This window comes from Lysinibacillus sp. FSL P4-0201, assembly GCF_038593425.1.
In the GTDB taxonomy this organism is placed as follows: Bacteria; Bacillota; Bacilli; order Bacillales_A; family Planococcaceae; genus Lysinibacillus; species Lysinibacillus capsici.
The window spans coordinates 2,500,266-2,520,261 of sequence record NZ_CP151995.1; the positions used below are offsets into that span (position 1 = coordinate 2,500,266).

Here is a 19,996-nt window from a genome sequence, read left to right on the forward strand (position 1 = left end):
ACATTTATGTAGAGAGACAGCTATGCTGCCTCTCAATTCTTTAATTCATAACGGGAGGTGCTGTCTCTTCAGGACTAAGCTCCCGAATAAGTACTGGTACTGGATAATCCACACCATCTTGTTGCTCTAAGCGAATCGAATACATGGATTGTAGAGCCTGGTGATCCTCTTCACGGAATGTCATTGTCCCTTTTGGTGTTTCAAAGGACATACCTTCCATAACGTCGATTAACTTGTTGGCGTCTGCATCCCCATCCGATTGTTTCAATGCCTCCACAATAGCAATCGCAGCAGACATGCCGCCAGGAGTAAATAAGTCGGGCACTTCATTGAAACGTTTTTGATGTTCATCTACTAACCATTGATTGACATCATTTTGAGGAAGTGTATGATAATACACTGAGAAGCCTTCCATCCCAACCAATGGATTCATAAATTGAAGCGCAATAATATCCGGCGCACCCGTCGAAATTTTAATGCCCTTTTCTTGAATTTTAAGATCTGCAATTTGATTCCATGGTGAATTTGCTCCTGCCCAAACCACAAACAAATAGTCTGGCTTCGCATCAATCACTTTTTGCAAATTGGAAGTAAAATCTGTTGCGGCAGGATCTGCATACTCCTCTAGTACAATTTCAGCCCCTAATTTCTCCGCTGCCGTTTTAAAGGCATTCACACCATCCCAGCCAAACGAATAATCTGGCGCAAATGTAGCAATTTTCACACCTTTGCCTGCAATAGCCGCTGCTGCCGCATAGGCATCCTGTGATGAATTACGACCTGTTCGGAAAATATACTCATTGAACTCTGAACCTGTAATACTGTCAGCCACTGCAGGCTCTACCACCATAATTTTTTCATACTCCTCGGCAAGTGGTAGAACAGCAAGCGTATCACCCGAGCTTGAAGAGCCGACTAAAAAATCAACCTGATCATCTTCTAAAAGTTTTGTCGCTTTTTGTACAGCCACCTCGGGCTTTGTTTCGGTATCCTCATATACAATTTCTATTTTCTTACCATTGACCTCCATCGTGCCGCCTGTTGCATACTCAATTCCTAAATCAAATCCTCGCTGCGTCTGCTTCCCATATGACTCAAGCGCCCCAGTTAACGATGCAAGCACACCAATCTTAATTGTGCCGCCTTCCGCAGTAACCGCCTTCGTCTCCCCATCAGAAGAATCCGCTTCCGTTGCGCCGTCTTTCGTATCCCCATTACAAGCCACCAACACCACAGCCAACATCACTAAAAGAAACCAATACCACTGCTTCCTCATCCCATATCCCCCTTCAAAATAAGCTCCCTAGAAAGCGCTTTCTTGCTATGACAACACTATATAAAAGTCCAGTTACAAATTAGTTACAAGCTAGATGACTCAAATATGAGCCACCTAGCTCTGTCCCAAAATGGAGCGAAGCAGAATGGCAACTAAACAACATTTCTTAAAACAAAAAGCAAGAATGTTTAGAAATCAACATTCTTGCTTTTTAGAGTCCACATCTATTTTTCTTATAATTTTTTTCTCATTCCCTACTGCATTTAATTGCAGTGATACATCGGATTCTTATTGCTCTTTTCCTTCTGCATAGCTTTATACCCCTAAATAAAGATGACTTTTAATCGTACGCTTCATGATAACCATTCTTGTTTCAACATACTATACAATAATGAATCTCGCCAAACGCCGTCTTGCATTAGCATGTTTTCACGTAATATTCCTTCCTTTGACATTCCTATTTTCTCTAATACTTTGGATGATCCAATATTTTGAGGGTCGCATGTTGCATAAATACGATGGAGCTTTAATGTTTCAAAGCCGAAAGTCATCATCAATTTAGCACTCTGCGTTGCTATTCCCTTACCCCAATAATCAGGGTTCACGATATAGCCAATTTCCCCGACTTCATTTACAAAATCCCTAATCATGATTTCTACCGCACCTATTAATGTTTCTTGATGAATAATAGCAAAAACATATCGTTCCCTTGGTGTTTGTGTTGCTTCATCGAGAGCATCCTGAATGAATTCTTTTGTATCCTCTTCTGAATTCGGTCCCCATGTTTGATACCTACAAACAACCTCCTGAGAGGCATATTTATGCACATCAACCCAGTCTTGCTGCCTGAATTCTCTTAAAAATAATTTATCATTTGCAAGTATCACTTTAATCCATCGCTCCCTCTACACGATTCAACCATTCACTCATCAGCTCGGTAAACAATTCAGGTTGTTCGATCTGCAAATTGTGACCAGCACTATCTAAGATTGCAAAGCTTGCTCTGGGAAACTTCTCTAGAAGTGAAAACGCGTCCTTATAGCCAACCACAGAATCTTGTTTACCAAGCAAAAAGAGACTTGGCTTATCAAAGGACTTTTCGTCAACGGCAAAGGAAAATCCGTAGCTTTGCTGAATTTTTTCTAAAAATGCCAGATCTGCTAGATTACACCCTGCCAACACCTCTGTTGAATAACGCTCCCAATTATAGGCATCTAAGACAACTTGATTAGCCATAAAATCATCTTGCTCCTGCTGACTTAATGTTGATAAAAAAGCCGTATCTGCTTGTACAATACAATGCGGTGGCACCGTACGTTGTTCTTTTTCAGGAATGATGAGAGGGCAAATAAAGGCAGTACCTAAAAGTTGATCCACTGATTTCCTCATAATACCGCGCGCTAAATAGCCACCATAAGATTCACCAACCAACAAGTACGATTCTTGTGGAATGATTGTGTGTATCAATTCGATAATCGCTTCTAGCATTTCATCCGAGTTTTGAATTGATGAATAGTCTGTTGTTTTTCCCATTCCCGGAAGATCCAGATAAATACGTTTCCACCCTTCACGTTCTTTAAAAACAGGCTCCATACAGCCCTTCATCAAACGATGATCAGGAGAAAAACCATGTAGCATGATGATAGGTATCCCTGTTCCAATTATTTCGTAGTAAATTTTCGCTTTATTTGTCTGACAAAATGGCATTGTTGTTCCTCCATATAGGTTACATTTTTATAGTATTGTCTACCCCACTGTTGGAGCGGATTGACATAGTTTATAAGTGAGTTCCTCATAGAATGAGCGCTTTGACTAGGAGGGGGCACCGCCTCTGTTGGAGTGTTTTCACATTACTTAGGAGCGGCTCTACTCTCTGTTGGAGCGGGTTTCCACATATGAATGAGCATTCCCACAATCAATGGAGCACTTCCAAACACTTGAGCAAGCCCATCCAATACAAAATCACTTCACCTAGCCTTAATAACAACACCAATTACCCCATTATCAAGTCATAGACCGTCATGGTGGATTCCATCGGGGTTGTGTTTAGCTCCTGTTGTAATTGCTGGACACATTTTTCATACCATTTTAAGGCAAGAGAACGATTATGGAGCTGGTAGTGGCTGTACATGAGCAGGCGATACGCTTCTTCCCAGAGTGCATCCTCGCGTAGCATCTTTTCTGCGAAAAAAATGGCTTTTTTATATTGCTGTTGTCTTGTTGCATTTTGTGCTAGTCGTTCTAAGACTTCGATATATAAAAATTGTTGCTTTTCACGGTCCTGCGTTAGCCAGTCGATTTGCTTTTTTTCCGCATAGAGCGCATCCGTATAGCTCGCTTCCGCTAATAAGAGCCACTCATTGGACAGCTGTGGATCAAATTCGTCGATTCCTAAGCTGTAATAATAGTGAAAACGTTCAACATCAATTTGGAGAAAAGCAATATTTTGTAACTGATACATATTATTTTTCCGCTGAATGAAAAAGCTCTCTTGTCTTGCATGTCGTTGCGGCTCCAACACTTTAAGTAACGTATTTAACACCACCTTAAAATCACGATCCAAGGACTCGACACTACGATCTGGCCATAATGCCTGTGCTATTTCTTCCTTTGGTGTAAAGCGATGGCGATGGCAATAGAGATATACGAATAATTCCTTTGATTTATCACGTTGCCATTCTTTGTCTTCTAGCTTTCGTTGTGTACGAATTAAATTTAAACTCCCGAAAAGATTCATCTGTATTTCATCATGCGGATAACTAATACTATCCTCGACCTGAAAATGATTTTGCAATGCTAATATAGCTGGATGCTCCATCTGGCATTTTTGACTAAATTGCAATAGCTCGTAAAAAACCATTCGATTGCTCGGACCAAGTATCGTTGGCCTTTGTAAGAAGTATTCATAGCCATTTGAGACACATAGTTGTGCAAACTGTTGAAAATACTGTTGAAACGGCTTCTTATTACACTCTTTCAGGGCAATCATTGATTGATAAAATAAGACATGCATCAAGCCATTGCGATCACCGCACTCCTGAAATAGTTGCTGTGTCTTCTTTAATAATTGCTTCGCTCGCCCTATTTCTTGCTCAGAAAGTATTATTTTTACTTCTGCTAAAAGAATAAGCGCTGTCATCCAAGCATCTTGAACTTGCTCCGTTTCCTGTAAGCCCAGTGCTAAGTATTTCTTAGCCGCTACCATATCTCCTAACAAATGTTTGACAATGGCTAACCCCATATATGGCTCCGCCTTCACACGAGAAATATTAATGGCATTCATGAGGGTCAACGCTTTTTCATAGGCTTGACATGCCCCATAATGATCTGGGAAATCCATTAACAGCAGAGCATGAGCCTTTCTGATATAGCCAACCGCCTCTATGAAAATAGACTTCTCTTTTAATCCTCTTCGAATACCATGCTGGGCAGCATACCAGGCTTCTTTGCCTTGACCTAACAGTGCATAAACGAAAGCTGCTAGCAGTTCACTTTCTCGATGGGTTGAAACAAGCTGAGGCGGTAATTCAAGTCGCTGTGCTAATAACTCCTTGGCCTCCCGTAGTTGTCCTGTTCGTAGTAAAACACGTACATCAACATTTGCTCGCTGTATGACATCCTCTGGCAATGCGACGTCCTCCATAAAGAGCTGTGCACCCTTGGCCTTCCCTAGATTCACTAAATTTTCAGCGTATTGCCGTTGAAGTTCTAGTAATTCCTCTTTGCGCAATGGTGTATGTTTCGCTAGCTCTAATGCTTTCTCGAGATATGGCTCTGCTAAAGCAGGTTGAATGGTGTCTAAGTAAATATGGGCTATCCCAGCTTGTGACTTTGTCATAAATAGGTGATCCCGCTGCTGTGCGGGGATTGCACATTTTTCATAGGATTGTTTCGCTTTCTCATAATAAGCTCGGTAGCGATGACATTCACCCTCAAAATAATTTAATTTATAAAATTTATCTTTTTCCTGTGCACTAAATCGATTGATTTTTTCGAGCAACCATTCAAATTGACCAGCCCGTACGATTGATTCTGCATGAAGCTGTAGGAGCTCTCCGCAAAAATGATGATCATTCGTTTTAAAGGCATGATACAGGACAGCTTGAATATTTTGAAGTTCTACATAATACAATGCTGCTTGTTTATGAAGGTCCGCATGTTGTGTTGGATACTGTCGCCATTTCATTTCTAAAAATCGACTAAACAATGCATGAAAACGATAGAAGCCATCTGTTGTCACAGGTTGGATAAATAAATGACGCTGAGTTAATACATTCAGCATTTGCGCAATCTCAGCGCCATAAAACGCTTTCAATAGCTCCGCAGAAAAGGTAGGAAAAATCGCTAATTTTAAGATCGTCTCCTGCTCAGTAGCAGTCATCCTACTATAAACTTCCTCTGATAAATATGTGAATAGCTCATTTGTGGGAATCGTCAGCCAATGATCTAGCGAAGCATGATGCCATTGCTCTGCCAATAAGGAAATGCTAATGGCCCAGCCTTCAGTGATCTCTAATACTTTTTTCATTTCAGACTCGGATAAATGTACATCTACATATTCTTCAAAAAACACCGCAATCTCCTCAGTTGAAAATGCCAGTTCGTCCTCTTTTATAACGAGCCATCTTTTTTGTAGCTTTAATTTCCTCATAATATCCCAATTGGGTAGTGTTCTCGAAGCCAAAATAAAATGAATGCTGGGTGGAGCAAATTCAATGATTTTTTCCATGAAATAATTAATAGGAAAAACATGATCTACTAGGTGAAAGTCGTCAATCACGATGAGAAGAGGCTCGTCTATATCGCAGAGGCAATTGACAAAAAGCTTATACCATCGATTGAGCTCATCCATTTTTGGAAAGCGCGATAATTGGTTCCACCCATCAAATGTATGACCAAACTTCGGTACGACGCGCTGTATACTAAAAAAGAGGTGCCTCAAAAAGGGTAATAAATTATCATCTTCATCAGAAATACTATACCAAGAAAACGTACTTGATTCGGTTGCAAGAAATTGAGTTAGAATGGTTGTTTTACCGTACCCTGCACCACTATGCAAGAAAGTACAAGTATGATGATGACTTTTCTTTAGCGTTCGCATTAGTGTTGCTCTATTAATACAATGCGTCGATGGATTGGGGGCCATACATTTTGATTGAATAATAATATCTGCTGTCATATAAACATAACCTCCATATTTTGTAAGGTTACAAAAATTTCTACAAAAATTCAGATTATTAAATTATTGACAGTTTACCATATTTTTTATGTATTTTTATAGATTTTATCCCCATTTTTTGTTTGAGGGATGGAAGTAGAATTCAGTTGGTATTTTCTTCCCAATTTTAGTATCCTGTTATATTACTAAAATTTAGAAGGAAAGTGGCTAAATGAACCGCCTTTAAATATAGAGATTATACGAGTTCCGATTATAATGGAACTGCTTTACCGAGCAAAGGAATTTGAGTGAAGTATGGATATATGGTTATTGCAATTCCAAAAGACTTAGTACCATTTATGAAAGAAAATTTAACAGTGGCAACTAGAAAGGCTATTCTTGCTATAAAGGAAGCATTACTTCATTTTCCCACACAATACGCCTCCATTTTTATTGATCAAGCAGTCTTAGAATTTGGCATTAGACATGTAGATGAATCGTTTCATTGGCAACCTACTTTAGCAAAAAATTAGGCTTAAAAAAATTCCCGATTATCAACTCAATGATAATCGGGATCATTAGCTACGTTTATAGTAATTCTTTACGTAATTCAGCAGCTGATTTTGGCGAAAGTAGGCTGAATGGGATATCAAATACTGTTTTCGCACCTTTATCACCCTCTTGACTTAAACGGTGTGCTGCACGTGCATAAGCCACTAATACGCTAGATGTAAAGTTTGGATTACTGTCCAGTTTTAATGAGAATTCGAGAATTTGTTTATCGTTTGCACCACTGTCACCACTGCGAATGACAAAACCACCATGTGGCATACCAGTATGATTTGCTTTAAATTCATCTTCAGAAATGAAGTTCACTGTTGTGTCATATTCATCGAAATAGTTAGGCATTGTGACAATTTCTTGTTCAACCTTTGTTGCATCTGCACCTTCTTCTAATACAACCCAACATTCACGTGCATGTTTTTCACGTGTTGTTAGTTCAGGGTTTTCACCGTTACGAACTCGTTCTACCGCTTCTTTAATCGGTAATGTGTATTGAACAGCATTTTTTACGCCTTCAATACGACGAACAGCATCTGAATGTCCTTGACTTAGGCCATCGCCCCAGAATGTATATGTTGTACCAACTGGTAATACTGATTCTCCAAGTAGACGATTTAAAGAGAATAGACCTGGATCCCAACCAACTGAGATAACAGATACTTTACCAGATTTTTGTGCCGCTGCATCTACAGCATCGAAAAATTCAGGAATTTTCGCATGTGTATCGAAGCTATCAATTGTATTAAACCATTGTGCAAAATGTGGACCTTGCTCTGGTAAATCTGTTGCAGAACCACCACATAAAATCATAACATCAATGTCGTTTTGGAATTTTTCAGCGTCATCTACTAAATATACGCTTGCATTGCTTGCTACGTTTACTGTTGAAGGATCACGTCGTGTGAACACTGCTACTAATTCCATATCTGGATTTTGTGAAATGGCATACTCCACACCACGTCCTAAATTTCCATATCCTACAATACCTACTCGAATTGCACTCATTAAAAATTCCTCCTAACGATTTCGCGACTTTGTGAAAACTTTCACGTTAAATCTAATTACAATAATACTTCGTGTTAGAAAAATTCACAATAGTTTGAGTATGAGTTTTTTAAAAAGAATTTATATCAGTTTTCTATGGTTTTTATCCCATAATGGTATGAATACGGTTACAAATCACTAAATTTTCCATGAACCTTAAAGTTATTGTAAAAGCCTTGTAAATAACGGCTATTTTCCCACTTAGTCTTGTACAATAACTGTAACGACAAAAGGGGGCATGTTGAATGAAAAGTACTGGTTACTCATCAAGCACAGCATTGGCACAAGGAGAACTACTTGCATTCCATATGACACAAAACTCAATGAACAAGCATAGTGAATCGATACAAAGTGGCAGTAAGCAACAAGGAGATTTTCCAACAAATAATCATTTATGTATCGGTGTTTTACCTTTTGACGTTTTAGAAAACATCCCTGACCTCTCCATCCAAAAAAACAAGGTAAATGAAGTGGACTTTTACCATAGTGGTAAGGATATCGCTCGCTGGTTAATTAAAAAAAGTGAATACAACAAAAATGGATTTGACTTCATTTAAAGAAGTCAAATCCTTTTTAATTTATAACTTATAAAATTGAATTAATTCCCTCAGCTGATCTGCACTAATAGACAACCTTTATGGAATGGTTGTTTTCATAGTACTTCCTGTGCCAGTTGTGCGAGACGATTTTTATCAATAATTTGGTAGCCTGTCTTACGCTTTTCCAATATCCTCTCTTCACAAAACTGTGCCAAGACATATAGTAAATGGCGATAAGAGACCCCTAAATATTCGCAGATTTCCGTATGTTTTTCCTTGTAGACACCTTGGTCGGCTGATAATTGGATAAAGGCTGCTAAGCGATTTTCCAGCGGATAGGCCTGATTTTGTGTATATTTAGATGTCATTTTTGTCGCTTTTTCCCCTAAAAATACACAAAGTCTACGTAAAAACAAAGCATCCGCAAGTAACTTCTCCTTACATGACTGTGTAATCGAATAGCAAATTGTTTTGGTGACGGTTTGTATCCCCTTTGTATACCTAGCCTCATTTAACAATTCAATTTCCCCCATAAAAAGAGGAGCCTCTAGGTATTCAATAAGTGAAACCTTCCCATTTTTATGTGTCATATAGAGCTTCGCCTTTCCTTCTATCATGTAATATACGGTGTCTGGAAAGGAGCCTTCCTGGAAGATCCACTCCCCCTTGTCAAACTGGCGGACTTCTAAATAGGGATTGATATCAAATGAGAAAAAATCATCAATCGGATATTTTTCAAGATAATGGGTACGGGCTTCAGCTGTTAAAATATGCATTTTTTACTCTCTCCTATAAAAAATATGAGATATCTCACATTATTGTAGCGATGAACATGCTATTATTCAACATAGTTAATGGAGGTACGGAAATTATATGAACAATCAACGATGGCTTTCTCAGAATTTCTTTACATTTTTTATCACTTGGGGCATTTTCTTACCCTACTGGACAGGTTGGCTGGTGGATGCGAAACATCTAACCGTCTCGCAGGCAAGTGTAGTGATGGGCTGTGGGCTCCTAGCTCGTGCCACATCCAATCTCTTCTTCTTCCCAACACTTGCAAAATACGTACACAATAAACGACTCATTACAATTTTAGCAATAGGTTCGTTGCTAACTGCCTTGCTCTATATTCCAAGCACAGGCTTTACAGCATTATTAATCGTGACCATTTTATTTAGTGTTTTTTACCCAGCGCTATTACCTGCTGTGGAAAGCAGTGCCGCTACGCTTGTGCAGTATGGCAATATTCATTATGGTAAAAGCCGTTCCTATGGTTCATTTGGCTTTGTCATCGCTGTTTTAATTATTAGTATGCTGACAGGCGTTTTTGGAAAGAACATCATCTTCTGGAGCATGATTATAGGGTTGGTGGGCATGTTACTTATGCAACAATTAGCAACACCAAAGGAATTACTCGTAGTACCAACAAAAGAACAGCGTGCAAAATCATTGTCGATGAAAACACTATGGACTATCAAAGGCTTCCCGATTGTTTTATTCATCGTGATCTTGCTACAGGGTGCACATGCCTCCTATTATAGCTACGGTTATATTTATTTAGAAGATTTACAGGTTGATCCATTCTATATGGGTATGATTATTAATATCGCTGTTATTTGCGAAATTCTTTACTTTATGAAGGCTGATACGTTATTGACGAAATGGCGCTCATCATCCTTATTACTCTTAGCAGCGAGCGGCTCTTCCCTACGTTGGTTACTTATCTTTTTGTTCCCAAATGTCTGGGTATTTATCGCTTCGCAAACCTTGCACGCATTATCCTTTGCATTAGCCCATTTTGCCTTTATTCGCTACTTAACAAAAGCGCTACCAAAGGAACAAATCCCCAATGCACAAGGTTTATACTCTGCATTAGCTATGGGCTTAAGTACCGCCATCCTTACATTTTTAGGTGGCTATTTATACGAAATATCACCAGGTCTGTCCTTCGCAGCCATGCTCATTTGTACAATACCAGCCATCACTATTTTGCTAATGACACGCAAAAAATATCAATATTAAACTAAAAGCAGGTGAGAACTTCCTCACCTGCTTTCTTTATTTCGGATAATAGGAAAAACCAGGATATTTTACAACCGGCCATTTTTCTTTTCTGAGAGCCTCAAGCAGCTCAGGACCGACCTGTAAATTACTTTGCACCAATTCTGTCGGCGTTAACGCCATCCATTGATTTAAGGACACATCCTGGAATCGATCACTTTTAAACATTTCTAAAAACCATAATGGCTCTGTTCCAGTATTTTCAATATAATGCCCCGTCGCAAATGGCACATAGCCAACATCTCCCGCCCGATAATCAAATGTTCGAGCCGTTCCATTCCCTGTGAAAACTGTCATACGGCCTTTTCCTTGCAGATAATATTGCCATTCATCGTTGTTAGGATGCCAATGCAACTCCCGCATCGCCCCTGGCTCAATTTCCACCAGTGCAGCCGCGATATTTTTAGAAATTGGAAAATTAGTCGAATCGACAATGCGCACACTGCCTCCAGGTGTTTTTAATGGAGGCTGTGCCAACAAACGATGTTTAAAGGTTTGCGGAACCTCACCATATGGAGATTGCACTTTCTGAGAATCAATTGGCCCCGGAACCCGATCCTGATAAATATATACCTGTTCACTCGGGATGTGATCGAAAGCATGAATGGGAACCCCAAAATTCGCTGATAACACTTCTTTTGGCGTATGAGCAAACCAATCTGAAATTGACAGTGTGTTCAGATCGGAGAAATGCCCATCATCAAATACTAATAAGAATTCACAGCCATCCTCAAGTCCTTGAATGGAATGAGGAATGCCAGGTGGAAAATACCATAAATCACCGGGTCCCACATCCGCTATAAAGTTACAACCATTCTGATCGACAGCTGTAATGCGAGCATGGCCAAGCAGCATATAAGACCACTCTGCCTGTTGATGCCAGTGCAGCTCACGTACGCCCCCTGGTGTCAAACTCATATTCACACCCGCCAAAGTCGTAGCAATCGGTAATTCACGAACCGTAATTTCCCGTGACCACCCACCTTGATTTAAGGTCATATGCGTGTCTGAAAACGAGAATCGTAAATTAGGAATCAAACCCGCATCAGTCGTTGGTGGCACTAGCATATCAGGATTTTCTAAGTCCCTCATAATATCCCGTGGCCCCTTATCCACCCCTCCAGCCCCATCACCTCGAATAGGCTGAGGCACCTGAAAATAACCCGGTGGCAAATTTTCCAATCGTTCACCTCTTTATGTTTGTAATCAAAATAAAATACTTCTATTCTTCTAAAATGTATGGATACACAGCTTGGATTATTCACTTTCTTTTCTGGCAGTGGGTTGGCTACTAAGCATAGATACTTTATTGAGAGAGGAGCTTGCTATATTGATCACTTTTCGCTAATTTTCGAGCGGGTTCTTCAGTTGTTTGATCACTTCTCATCTACTTTGGAGTGGATTCCTTACTTGTTTAATCGTTTCTCAACCACTTTAGAGCGGGTTTCTCACTTCTTTGATCACTTCTCAACCTATGTAGAGCAACCTTCTCTCGTTTCCCTAACTTCAGGACAAGCCCTTATTTACTCTTTCGTCCAATAGCCTCCACCGCACATTCATGTAGGATTTGTAAGCCTTCCTGTAATTCTTCATAGGTTGCATAGGCGTAGGATAGACGAATATGATGATGATCTTGTGGATCATAGATATAGCCGGGATTGATTAATACTTGCCGCTGCAACAGCTTCATAAAGAAGTCTTTATCTACAAGCGGCTCATGAAACTTGAGCCAAATATAAAAGCCTCCCCTTGGTTTGCTCCAATTCGCCACATCTGTAAACTTCTCCTTTAAAAGCTGTTCCGTAAAATCGGCTCGCTCCTGTAATTGTTGACGTAATCCTGCGAGATGCTTTTCATATTTTCCTGATTGCAGCCAATGTAAGACAATTTCCTGAGAAATGGCACTTGAGCCATAGTCTGTTTGCATTTTTATATCGGCTAATCGCTCAATCACAGTGGTTGGACCGATGAGCCAGCCAATGCGTAGCCCTGGGCTTAAGGTTTTAGAGACGCTGCCAATATAAAGAACTTGCCCGCTATTATCCATGGCCTTAAGCGGCGGTGATGCCTCTTCAAAAAGCAATTCATGATAAACATCATCTTCTACAATCGGAATCCGTGATGCCTGACAAGCTTCATACAGCTGTTCTTTTTCTTGTGTTGTCCATACATGACCTGTTGGATTATGTAAAGTAGGAATGGCATAAAACACGGCTTGTTTCTTTCGTTTCCTTTGCGCTAATGTTTGAGCAAGCTGTACATCACGTTCAATGCTAATCATTTGCATGCCAACTGACTGAAAAGGGTGAACAGAATTTAAATAGGAGGTTGGCTCCTGAAACACAATAGACCCTTGCTCTAATAAGCCAACAGCAATCAATTGTAGTGCCTGAAGTGCACCTGAAACAATACAGACGTTTTGAGGCTCAGCGGGAATGCCTCTTTTTTGAACATATTTACAAATAGCTTTACGAAGCTGATCATTACCTTGTGGAGAAGAGTAGCCTAATGCTTTGGGTTGGAAGGATAGCTCTCGCAGTGAAGCTTCTATTTCCTCGGTAGGCAACAAACTGGGTGCTAGCTCTCCCGTTCCTAAACGAATTACATCCTCGCGCTGTTCGTATTCGTTAATTAATTGGATGGTGTGGTAGTTTGGCTTGTGGATGCTTGTTTCGATATAAGTTTGCCAGTTCGGCTGTGTTTGTTGGATTAATGCATGCCAGGAATTGTGCGTAACATAAACACCAGAGCCTACCTTTGCTTCAAGAATGCCCATTGCTTTTAATTCCTCCAAAGCCTGCTGAACTGTGCTACGATTCACATCGAACTGCATGGCCAGCTGTCTTTGGGTAGGTAGTTTTGTCCCTGCTGCCCAGTCTCCTCGCTCCACATTGGCTGTTATCCACTGTACAATCTGCTGCTGTAATGTATTATCACTTCGTCTATTCGGCTGCCAGCTCATGTTCCTTCTCCTTCCATGCAATGAAATTGGGTGGATAAAAAACCATCCAATTGGTCGTTTTCTTTTAGTTATACCATATCTAAAATAAGTAAAGAAAGGAGGAATGGTCATTGGAAGCTTTTCTTCATGGGATCATTTTAGCATTTGGACTCATTTTGCCATTAGGTGTACAAAATGTTTTTGTTTTTTCACAAGGTGCTACACAACCAAGTTTATTACGCGCTTTGCCAGCAGGTGTGACTGCTGCGATCTGTGATACACTGCTTATTCTACTTGCGGTATTCGGTCTGTCATTAATTGTTCTACAGTTTGAATGGTTGCGTATCACTTTAATGACTATTGGTATCATCTTTTTACTTTACATGGGCTATAGCATTTGGCGTTCAAATCCAGCAAACACTGAAAATAGCGAAGCATTGCCTATAAAAAAACAAATTCTCTTCGCACTCTCTGTGTCACTTCTAAATCCACATGCTATTTTAGATACAATCGGTGTTATTGGTACAAGCGCATTAAAATATAGTGGAACCGAGCAAATAATGTTCACTGTTGCTTGTGTGTTCATTTCTTGGCTATGGTTTTTCGGTCTCACATTGACTGGCGTCTCGTTCAAAAAACTAGACGGCTCTGGAAAATTGATGCGACTATTTAATAAATGCTCCGCCGTCTTTATTTGGGCAACAGCATGTTATCTGGCAAGTGGCTTATTTTAACGTACATAGAAAAAGCTCAGGAGGTAACCCTGAGCTTTTCTTTTATAGAGAAACAAATAAAGTGAGCTTTTCATTAAACAATGCCGTCTCAATGGATTTTGCATGAGACCATTGCTCACCATAATGAATAGCTTTGACTAATACATTTTCTTGTAATAAAGCTTCGTGCTGCTGAATCATGAAAAGTACCCCTGCACTACCATTAAAGGCAATCGATACATATTGCGCCACTGGTAGCTGCCATTTTTTTCGTGCATCTTGTATTGTACGAATTAATTCTCGTATTTGCCCTTCTTGTAGTAAGCTCTCTGTAAGTTGAACATTCATCAAGACACGGCAAGTGCTATCCTCCGCTAAAATATAATGGTCCTTGACGATCGATTCAGCTATTACATGTTCTCTTAATAATGTTAGCTGTTGACCGTCCATCATGAGATCCACAGTTTCATAATGTTGTAACCTTTGTTTCTCTTCCTCTGTTAATGCCAACACATACTCTTTTACTTGATGAACCTTTGGACCAAATGCCGCTCCCGCTGTTTTAAAATTTAATTTATAATGCACGCTTTCATAGGCTGAAAAATCATGTGTCCAACTACAAGCTTTGATGTTTAACTCATCCTGAATGAGTTCGTTATAGGCTTGGTAATCCGACAGTTCACCTTTTAGGGCAACAATGAGTTCACTTAAAGGCTGCTTGACCTTTATTCCCTGACTATTGCGAATGCTACGTCCAAGTTCCACAACTGTTAAGACCGTTGCCATTTCTTGTTCAAGCTTCACATCCACTAGTTGATCGTCGAATAGTGGATATTCCTCAAGATGAACACTTTTTCCAGATAGTTGACGGTAGATATCCTCTGCTATAAATGGTGTAAACGGTGCTATTAATTGACAAATGGATGTCAGTGCCTCGTAAAGTGTGCTAAATGCACCTCGTTTATCTGCTGTCATTCCATTTGCCCAAAATCTAGCACGTGAACGACGTATATACCAGTTGCTTAACTCTTCCACCAATTGACCAATTTCCCGTGTAGCCTGTGTAAATTGATAATCATCCATGAAGGTTGTGACAAGCAAGATAGTGTGATGTAAGCGAGACAATATCCAATGATCTAGCTGTGAACGTGTACCTGTATTTGTAGCATCATACGTAAAGTCATCAATCTGGGCATACATGTCATAAAATTTAAACGTATTGTCGAGTGTATCCACCAGTTTAGATTTCGCATCTAAGACAATTTTCTTCGAAAAACGCTTTGGATTCCATGGTGAGCTATCAACTAAAAATGCCCAACGTAGAGCATCTGCTCCATACTCCTGTATTAACTCAACAGGCTCTAATGCATTGCCTTTACTTTTGGACATCTTCTGTCCATGCTCATCGAGTACATGCCCTAACGATAGCACATTTTTATAAGGTGGTTTTCCTGTAAACAAGGTCGATACTGCTAATAAGCTATAGAAAAATCCTCGCGTTTGGTCGATGCCCTCAATGACCACATCTGCTGGAAACTGATGCTGAAAGTTCGCTACGTCTTCAAAAGGATAATGCTGTTGGGCAAATGGCATCGAGCCACTGTCAAACCAAACATCGATAACTTCAGGCGTACGTTTCATGTCGCCCTGGCAGACAGGACAGGTACAGACAATAGCATCTATAAATGGCTTATGGAGCTCTAATTGTTCATTGACAGCTCCTTTGGCTAATTGTTGTAGCGCAGCAACACTGTTAGGTGCCTCCTCATGATTGCAATCCTGACAGATCCACACATTGAGTGGTGTCCCCCAATAACGATTACGACTAATATTCCAATCCACTAAGTTTTCTAGGAAGTTGCCAAATCGTCCATCCTTAATATGGCTAGGGTACCATGTCACCTGCTGATTATTTTGTAAAAGCTGCTCTTTTAATGCCGACATTTTGATAAACCAGCTATCTGTTGCATAGTACAATAATGGTGAATCACAGCGCCAGCAATGCGGATAGCTATGCTCATATTTTTCTTTAGCAAATAAAAGCTCTTTTGCTGCAAGCATTTTAATGATATCGACATCACAATCTTTCACAAATCGTCCAACAAGCTCAGGTACCGCTTCTGTATAACAGCCTTTAAGATCAACTACATTGACAAAGGACAAGCCATGTTGCTGCACCGTTTTATAATCTTCCTCTCCATAAGCAGGTGCTATGTGTACAATTCCTGTTCCACTATGCTCTGTCACATAATCTGCCATGACAATGATATGCCCTTTATCGACGGTTACATAGGAAAATGGTGATAGATAGGAAACACCTGCAAACTCCTGTCCGTCATGCTCACTTAATATTTCTACAGGCTCTGAAAAAACCTTTGATACCAACGATTTGGCTAGTATATAGATGCTGTTTGCATGCCTTACACGGACATATTGAAGAGCAGGATTCATAGCCAAGGCTACATTGGCTGGTAATGTCCAAGGCGTCGTTGTCCAGCCTAAGATATATTCGTCTCGATCCTCTAGCTTAAACATTGCAGTAACGGATAAATCCTTAACATCCTTATAGCCCTGTGCCACCTCATGAGAGCTTAAGGAAGTTTGACAGCTAGGGCAATAAGGTGAAACGCGATGTCCTTTGTATAACAGTTTTTCCTTGTGAACATGGCTTAAAATATGCCACACAGATTCAATATAGTCATTACTTAATGTTAGGTAAGGATCATCCATGTCAAGCCAGTAGCCAAGCTGCTCTGTAAAAGTACGCCATTTTTGCTCATAGGTAAAAACGCTCTTCTTACATGCTTGAATAAATTGCTCCACCCCATAGTTCTCAATCTCCTGCTTTCCTGAGATTCCTAATGCCTTTTCTACCCCTAATTCAACAGGCAACCCATGTGTATCCCAACCTGCTTTGCGTTCAACTAAATAGCCTTGCATTGTTTTATAACGTGCCACCACATCTTTTATGGTTCTACCAAATGCATGGCCAACATGTGGTAAACCATTCGCTGTTGGGGGTCCCTCATAAAATACAAAGGGCTGCTGTTCAGCACGATTACTTACGGATTTTGCAAAGGTCCCTTCTTGCGCCCATAATGTACGAATCCTTGTTTCTCGTTCAACCGTTGTTTCTTTCTTTTGTTCTTTCTGCATATTAGTTCCTCCTATACAAGCAAATTTGTATAAAAGGCATACAAAAAACCCCGTCCCAAGGAAAAGGGACGGGGTTAACCGCGAATACCACCCTAATTCTATTGACACGATGGCCAATAGCACTCAGCAACGTACAATCATACGTGTTCTTTTTAACGGTAGACACCCGGATTAGCTTACTCCATTCAGCTAATCTTCTCAGAGAGGATTTTCATGTAACACCTGCACACCGACTTCCACCAAATGTCGGCTCTCTGTAGAACAAAATGAAACACTACTCTTTCTCATCAACGAATTTGTATGCTTTTATTGTCCTTCATCTTAGCAAATTACCAATTGTCTGTCAACGGTGGACAATCTTAAAAAATTTCGTTGAGACAAGTGGCAATACTTTAATGGAGATCAGCATATTGTGGCTGTTGAATGGTTTGAATCAAAAAGCTCTTCAGCAATGTTTTACTATTGAATAGCACTAGAATGTCTAGCTTCTTGTTAGGGAGATTCCTTTACTATTTTCATTTCTACGATATCCTTATAATCAATGAATGGCTGAGCGTCATCGTTCCCAATCGACTGTCTATATTGAACTTCTACTCGATCACCAACTGATAGTGTTTGCGGGACATCCACTAGAGGAAACCATGTACCATTACTATGTTTTTGCACTAATTCATCGACAGATTTTTGCCCAACCTCGCTAGCCAAGACGCCTGAGACAACTAAAAATTCATGTTCCTTGATCGCTAAGACGGTTCCACTTCTGATGAGCTTCATTTGGCTGTCCTTTTCAGGGATTTTATATTTTTCTCGTAAGGAAGCAATGTCTTTATGATAATGTTGTTCTAAATAATTCATGGCTTCTTGCTCGACAAGCCATGTACGAATGGGACTACTTACATCCTTATAATCGGCTTGGCTTGCCTCCCATAACAAGTCAAATGTAGCCATTTTATAGGCAATTGGCTTGCCATAGTTCTCTATAAACCCTTCGTTTGTGACTTGCAACATTTGCAGAAGCTTATCATAAGTTGGCCGAGTATCATCCTCATAGCTCCACTCTTGCATGAACTGTTCGAGTGCCTTATCTACTTGCTCTTGTGTAGGTACTAGTTTTTTCGATTGCGCATAAGCAAAGGTCGATTCAAAATATAAAAAATTATCAAAACTTGCCTTATATAAACGATTCTTTCCGTTCATAAAAGAATCAAGTTGTAAATATAGCTCTAAAATCCGCTCATCTAATACGGGTGGAATAGTAGAAGCTTGCTGTTGTTGTTCATTATATTGCTGATATATAAACAGCCCTATGCAGACACTTAAAATCATAGCCAAAACACCGTATGTCCAGCGTTTTGCAGATTTTTTTTCTTGGCGTTGCTGTAAATGCTGAACCACATTTGTCATCACACGCTTTTTACTTTCTGATAAATCCTTTACTACGCGAGCATCCATTTTACTCATGCAGGAGCACCTCCCATTCAACATGCTGTAATTGTAGCTTCAATAACTCTCGCCCACGACGTAGCCTTGTTTTGACGGTGCTTTCAGGAATCGTTAACAGCTCTGCAATATCTACCACAGGCATTTCTTCAAAATAAAAATGTATAATGACCTCTCGCTGTTTGAAAGGGAGAGCTAGAATCGCATTTTCAATCAAAGTACGTTCATCTTGCTGTACAAGCATATCTCTTCTCATAACGGTTTGCTGCGGAAAAATCTTCTGTTGCACTTGAATTTTCCGATAGGTCCAGCTGCGTAAATAATCTTTACTTCGATTACTAACTAATTTCGATAAATACGCCTTTAGCTCCCCACGTTCCTCATAGTTTTGCTGATTATCATAGAATTTAATAAAGACATCCTGTACGATATCTTCAGCACTTTGTAAATCTCTCACATAGTAAAAGGCAAGACGAATAAGCCTCTCTGTATGCTGTTCCATTATTTTTTCCAGTTCATGAATTAGCAACATTCTTCCTCCTCTCTACCCTATAAACGGTGCTCCCGGCTTCGAGGTTTGCTTTTTTTGTCATTTACTCCAAATCATTGTCAGTAAATGGTGTAATCACTTGTTTTTCCGTTGAAGATAACACGATATTAGTAGAAGGTGTGCCATAGGGCATAGCCGCATCAATAAATTGTTCTAATGTTTCTACTGAATAGGTCGCTAATTTAACAATATAGCTAATTTCCCCAGCCACTCGATAACATGCCAAAACATCAGGATGAGCATTACAAAATGAAGAAAGACTTTTACAATCAATGGACTTAAATAAAATAATGGCTTCAATCGTACGCTCCATTTTTTTCAGATTTACCTTTGCATGATAGCCCTCAATCACACCCTGCTCCTCTAGCTTTCTGATTCTTTCAATAACGGCAGGAGAGGATAAATGAACGGTAGTGGCTAATTCCTTCATAGAGATTTTGGCATTTTGCTGTAACTGCTGTAATATTTGTGTATCAATATGATCCATGGTCCTTCACCTTTCTAAATAAATTATTTATGACATAATACCTTTTCAAATAAAGTTTTTTACC

General features: G+C 39.8%; 16 protein-coding genes and 1 other annotated feature. Of the genes, 4 read left to right on the forward strand and 12 right to left on the reverse strand.

Features of this window, described 5'->3' with window-relative positions; all coding sequences use genetic code 11:
• Positions 1-40 precede the first annotated feature (40 nt).
• The 4 genes from MKY76_RS12490 to MKY76_RS12505 all read right to left on the reverse strand — a co-directional run bounded on the left by MKY76_RS12490 (position 41) and on the right by MKY76_RS12505 (position 6,455).
• Positions 41-1,276, reverse strand: a complete 1,236-nt coding sequence (locus MKY76_RS12490; protein WP_103118210.1) for a substrate-binding domain-containing protein — start codon at positions 1,274-1,276, stop codon at positions 41-43.
• Positions 1,277-1,629: 353 nt separating this feature from the next.
• Positions 1,630-2,163: a GNAT family N-acetyltransferase gene (locus tag MKY76_RS12495; protein WP_342556617.1), complete on the reverse strand. Its 534-nt coding sequence runs from the start codon at positions 2,161-2,163 to the stop codon at positions 1,630-1,632.
• A gap of 1 nt (position 2,164) precedes the next feature.
• Positions 2,165-2,983, reverse strand: a complete 819-nt coding sequence (locus MKY76_RS12500) for an alpha/beta hydrolase (RefSeq protein ID WP_342556618.1) — start codon at positions 2,981-2,983, stop codon at positions 2,165-2,167.
• 286 nt (positions 2,984-3,269) lie between these two features.
• Positions 3,270-6,455: a BTAD domain-containing putative transcriptional regulator gene (locus tag MKY76_RS12505; protein WP_342556619.1), complete on the reverse strand. Its 3,186-nt coding sequence runs from the start codon at positions 6,453-6,455 to the stop codon at positions 3,270-3,272.
• Between the two features lie 302 nt (positions 6,456-6,757).
• Here MKY76_RS12505 and MKY76_RS12510 point away from each other — a divergent pair, with 302 nt between their 5' ends.
• The gene (locus MKY76_RS12510) at positions 6,758-6,967 is read left to right on the forward strand and encodes a hypothetical protein (protein WP_054550250.1); all 210 of its coding nucleotides are present in this window, start codon (positions 6,758-6,760) and stop codon (positions 6,965-6,967) included.
• Positions 6,968-7,022: 55 nt separating this feature from the next.
• Here the strand turns inward: MKY76_RS12510 and MKY76_RS12515 are convergent, their stop codons facing one another.
• Positions 7,023-8,003 (reverse strand): diaminopimelate dehydrogenase, encoded by a 981-nt coding sequence (locus MKY76_RS12515; protein ID WP_342556620.1) that lies wholly within the window; start codon positions 8,001-8,003, stop codon positions 7,023-7,025.
• Positions 8,004-8,287: 284 nt separating this feature from the next.
• On the opposite strand from MKY76_RS12515, the gene MKY76_RS12520 reads away from it, so the two are divergent.
• Complete coding sequence (locus tag MKY76_RS12520; protein ID WP_048393103.1) at positions 8,288-8,599, forward strand: hypothetical protein; 312 nt, start codon at positions 8,288-8,290, stop codon at positions 8,597-8,599.
• A 95-nt stretch (positions 8,600-8,694) separates the two neighbouring features.
• On the opposite strand, the gene yeiL is transcribed toward MKY76_RS12520, so the two are convergent.
• The gene (gene yeiL, locus MKY76_RS12525) at positions 8,695-9,357 is read right to left on the reverse strand and encodes a transcriptional regulator YeiL (RefSeq protein ID WP_279495168.1); all 663 of its coding nucleotides are present in this window, start codon (positions 9,355-9,357) and stop codon (positions 8,695-8,697) included.
• Between the two features lie 97 nt (positions 9,358-9,454).
• Between yeiL and MKY76_RS12530 the strand changes: the two genes are divergently transcribed.
• A complete protein-coding gene (locus MKY76_RS12530) occupies positions 9,455-10,606 on the forward strand; it encodes an MFS transporter (RefSeq protein WP_342556621.1) in 1,152 nt (383 codons plus the stop codon).
• A 36-nt stretch (positions 10,607-10,642) separates the two neighbouring features.
• Here MKY76_RS12530 and MKY76_RS12535 read toward each other — a convergent pair whose 3' ends face one another.
• Both MKY76_RS12535 and MKY76_RS12540 read right to left on the reverse strand, forming a co-directional pair.
• Positions 10,643-11,827 carry an oxalate decarboxylase family bicupin gene (locus MKY76_RS12535; RefSeq protein ID WP_103118216.1) on the reverse strand — a complete coding sequence of 395 codons (1,185 nt, stop codon included), beginning with the start codon at positions 11,825-11,827 and terminating at the stop codon, positions 10,643-10,645.
• A 337-nt stretch (positions 11,828-12,164) separates the two neighbouring features.
• The gene (locus MKY76_RS12540) at positions 12,165-13,607 is read right to left on the reverse strand and encodes a PLP-dependent aminotransferase family protein (RefSeq protein ID WP_342556622.1); all 1,443 of its coding nucleotides are present in this window, start codon (positions 13,605-13,607) and stop codon (positions 12,165-12,167) included.
• 110 nt (positions 13,608-13,717) lie between these two features.
• Between MKY76_RS12540 and MKY76_RS12545 the strand changes: the two genes are divergently transcribed.
• Positions 13,718-14,320 carry a LysE/ArgO family amino acid transporter gene (locus tag MKY76_RS12545; protein WP_342556623.1) on the forward strand — a complete coding sequence of 201 codons (603 nt, stop codon included), beginning with the start codon at positions 13,718-13,720 and terminating at the stop codon, positions 14,318-14,320.
• 42 nt (positions 14,321-14,362) lie between these two features.
• Here MKY76_RS12545 and ileS read toward each other — a convergent pair whose 3' ends face one another.
• The 4 genes from ileS to MKY76_RS12565 all read right to left on the reverse strand — a co-directional run bounded on the left by ileS (position 14,363) and on the right by MKY76_RS12565 (position 19,932).
• Positions 14,363-17,455, reverse strand: a complete 3,093-nt coding sequence (ileS, locus tag MKY76_RS12550; protein WP_342556624.1) for an isoleucine--tRNA ligase — start codon at positions 17,453-17,455, stop codon at positions 14,363-14,365.
• A gap of 61 nt (positions 17,456-17,516) precedes the next feature.
• Positions 17,517-17,755 (reverse strand) — a binding site (T-box leader).
• 192 nt (positions 17,756-17,947) lie between these two features.
• The gene (locus MKY76_RS12555) at positions 17,948-18,916 is read right to left on the reverse strand and encodes a DUF3221 domain-containing protein (RefSeq protein WP_342556625.1); all 969 of its coding nucleotides are present in this window, start codon (positions 18,914-18,916) and stop codon (positions 17,948-17,950) included.
• Complete coding sequence (locus MKY76_RS12560) at positions 18,909-19,424, reverse strand: sigma-70 family RNA polymerase sigma factor (protein ID WP_112118816.1); 516 nt, start codon at positions 19,422-19,424, stop codon at positions 18,909-18,911. The genes MKY76_RS12555 and MKY76_RS12560 overlap by 8 nt, the downstream gene beginning before the upstream one ends.
• 64 nt (positions 19,425-19,488) lie before the next feature.
• Positions 19,489-19,932: an Lrp/AsnC family transcriptional regulator gene (locus tag MKY76_RS12565; protein WP_103118218.1), complete on the reverse strand. Its 444-nt coding sequence runs from the start codon at positions 19,930-19,932 to the stop codon at positions 19,489-19,491.
• Positions 19,933-19,996: the final 64 nt, after the last annotated feature.

What these genes read in the sequence shown, in the direction of transcription:
- MKY76_RS12490 (WP_103118210.1), bottom strand. Translation starts at nt 1,276, where the DNA reads ATGAGGAAGCAGTGGTATTGGTTTCTTTTAGTGATGTTGGCTGTGGTG.
- MKY76_RS12505 (WP_342556619.1), bottom strand. Translation starts at nt 6,455, where the DNA reads ATGACAGCAGATATTATTATTCAATCAAAATGTATGGCCCCCAATCCA.
- MKY76_RS12520 (WP_048393103.1), top strand. Translation starts at nt 8,288, where the DNA reads ATGAAAAGTACTGGTTACTCATCAAGCACAGCATTGGCACAAGGAGAA.
- MKY76_RS12530 (WP_342556621.1), top strand. Translation starts at nt 9,455, where the DNA reads ATGAACAATCAACGATGGCTTTCTCAGAATTTCTTTACATTTTTTATC.
- MKY76_RS12555 (WP_342556625.1), bottom strand. Translation starts at nt 18,916, where the DNA reads ATGAGTAAAATGGATGCTCGCGTAGTAAAGGATTTATCAGAAAGTAAA.
- MKY76_RS12510 (WP_054550250.1), top strand. Translation starts at nt 6,758, where the DNA reads ATGGTTATTGCAATTCCAAAAGACTTAGTACCATTTATGAAAGAAAAT.
- ileS (WP_342556624.1), bottom strand. Translation starts at nt 17,455, where the DNA reads ATGCAGAAAGAACAAAAGAAAGAAACAACGGTTGAACGAGAAACAAGG.
- MKY76_RS12500 (WP_342556618.1), bottom strand. Translation starts at nt 2,983, where the DNA reads ATGCCATTTTGTCAGACAAATAAAGCGAAAATTTACTACGAAATAATT.
- yeiL (WP_279495168.1), bottom strand. Translation starts at nt 9,357, where the DNA reads ATGCATATTTTAACAGCTGAAGCCCGTACCCATTATCTTGAAAAATAT.
- MKY76_RS12515 (WP_342556620.1), bottom strand. Translation starts at nt 8,003, where the DNA reads ATGAGTGCAATTCGAGTAGGTATTGTAGGATATGGAAATTTAGGACGT.
- MKY76_RS12540 (WP_342556622.1), bottom strand. Translation starts at nt 13,607, where the DNA reads ATGAGCTGGCAGCCGAATAGACGAAGTGATAATACATTACAGCAGCAG.
- MKY76_RS12565 (WP_103118218.1), bottom strand. Translation starts at nt 19,932, where the DNA reads ATGGATCATATTGATACACAAATATTACAGCAGTTACAGCAAAATGCC.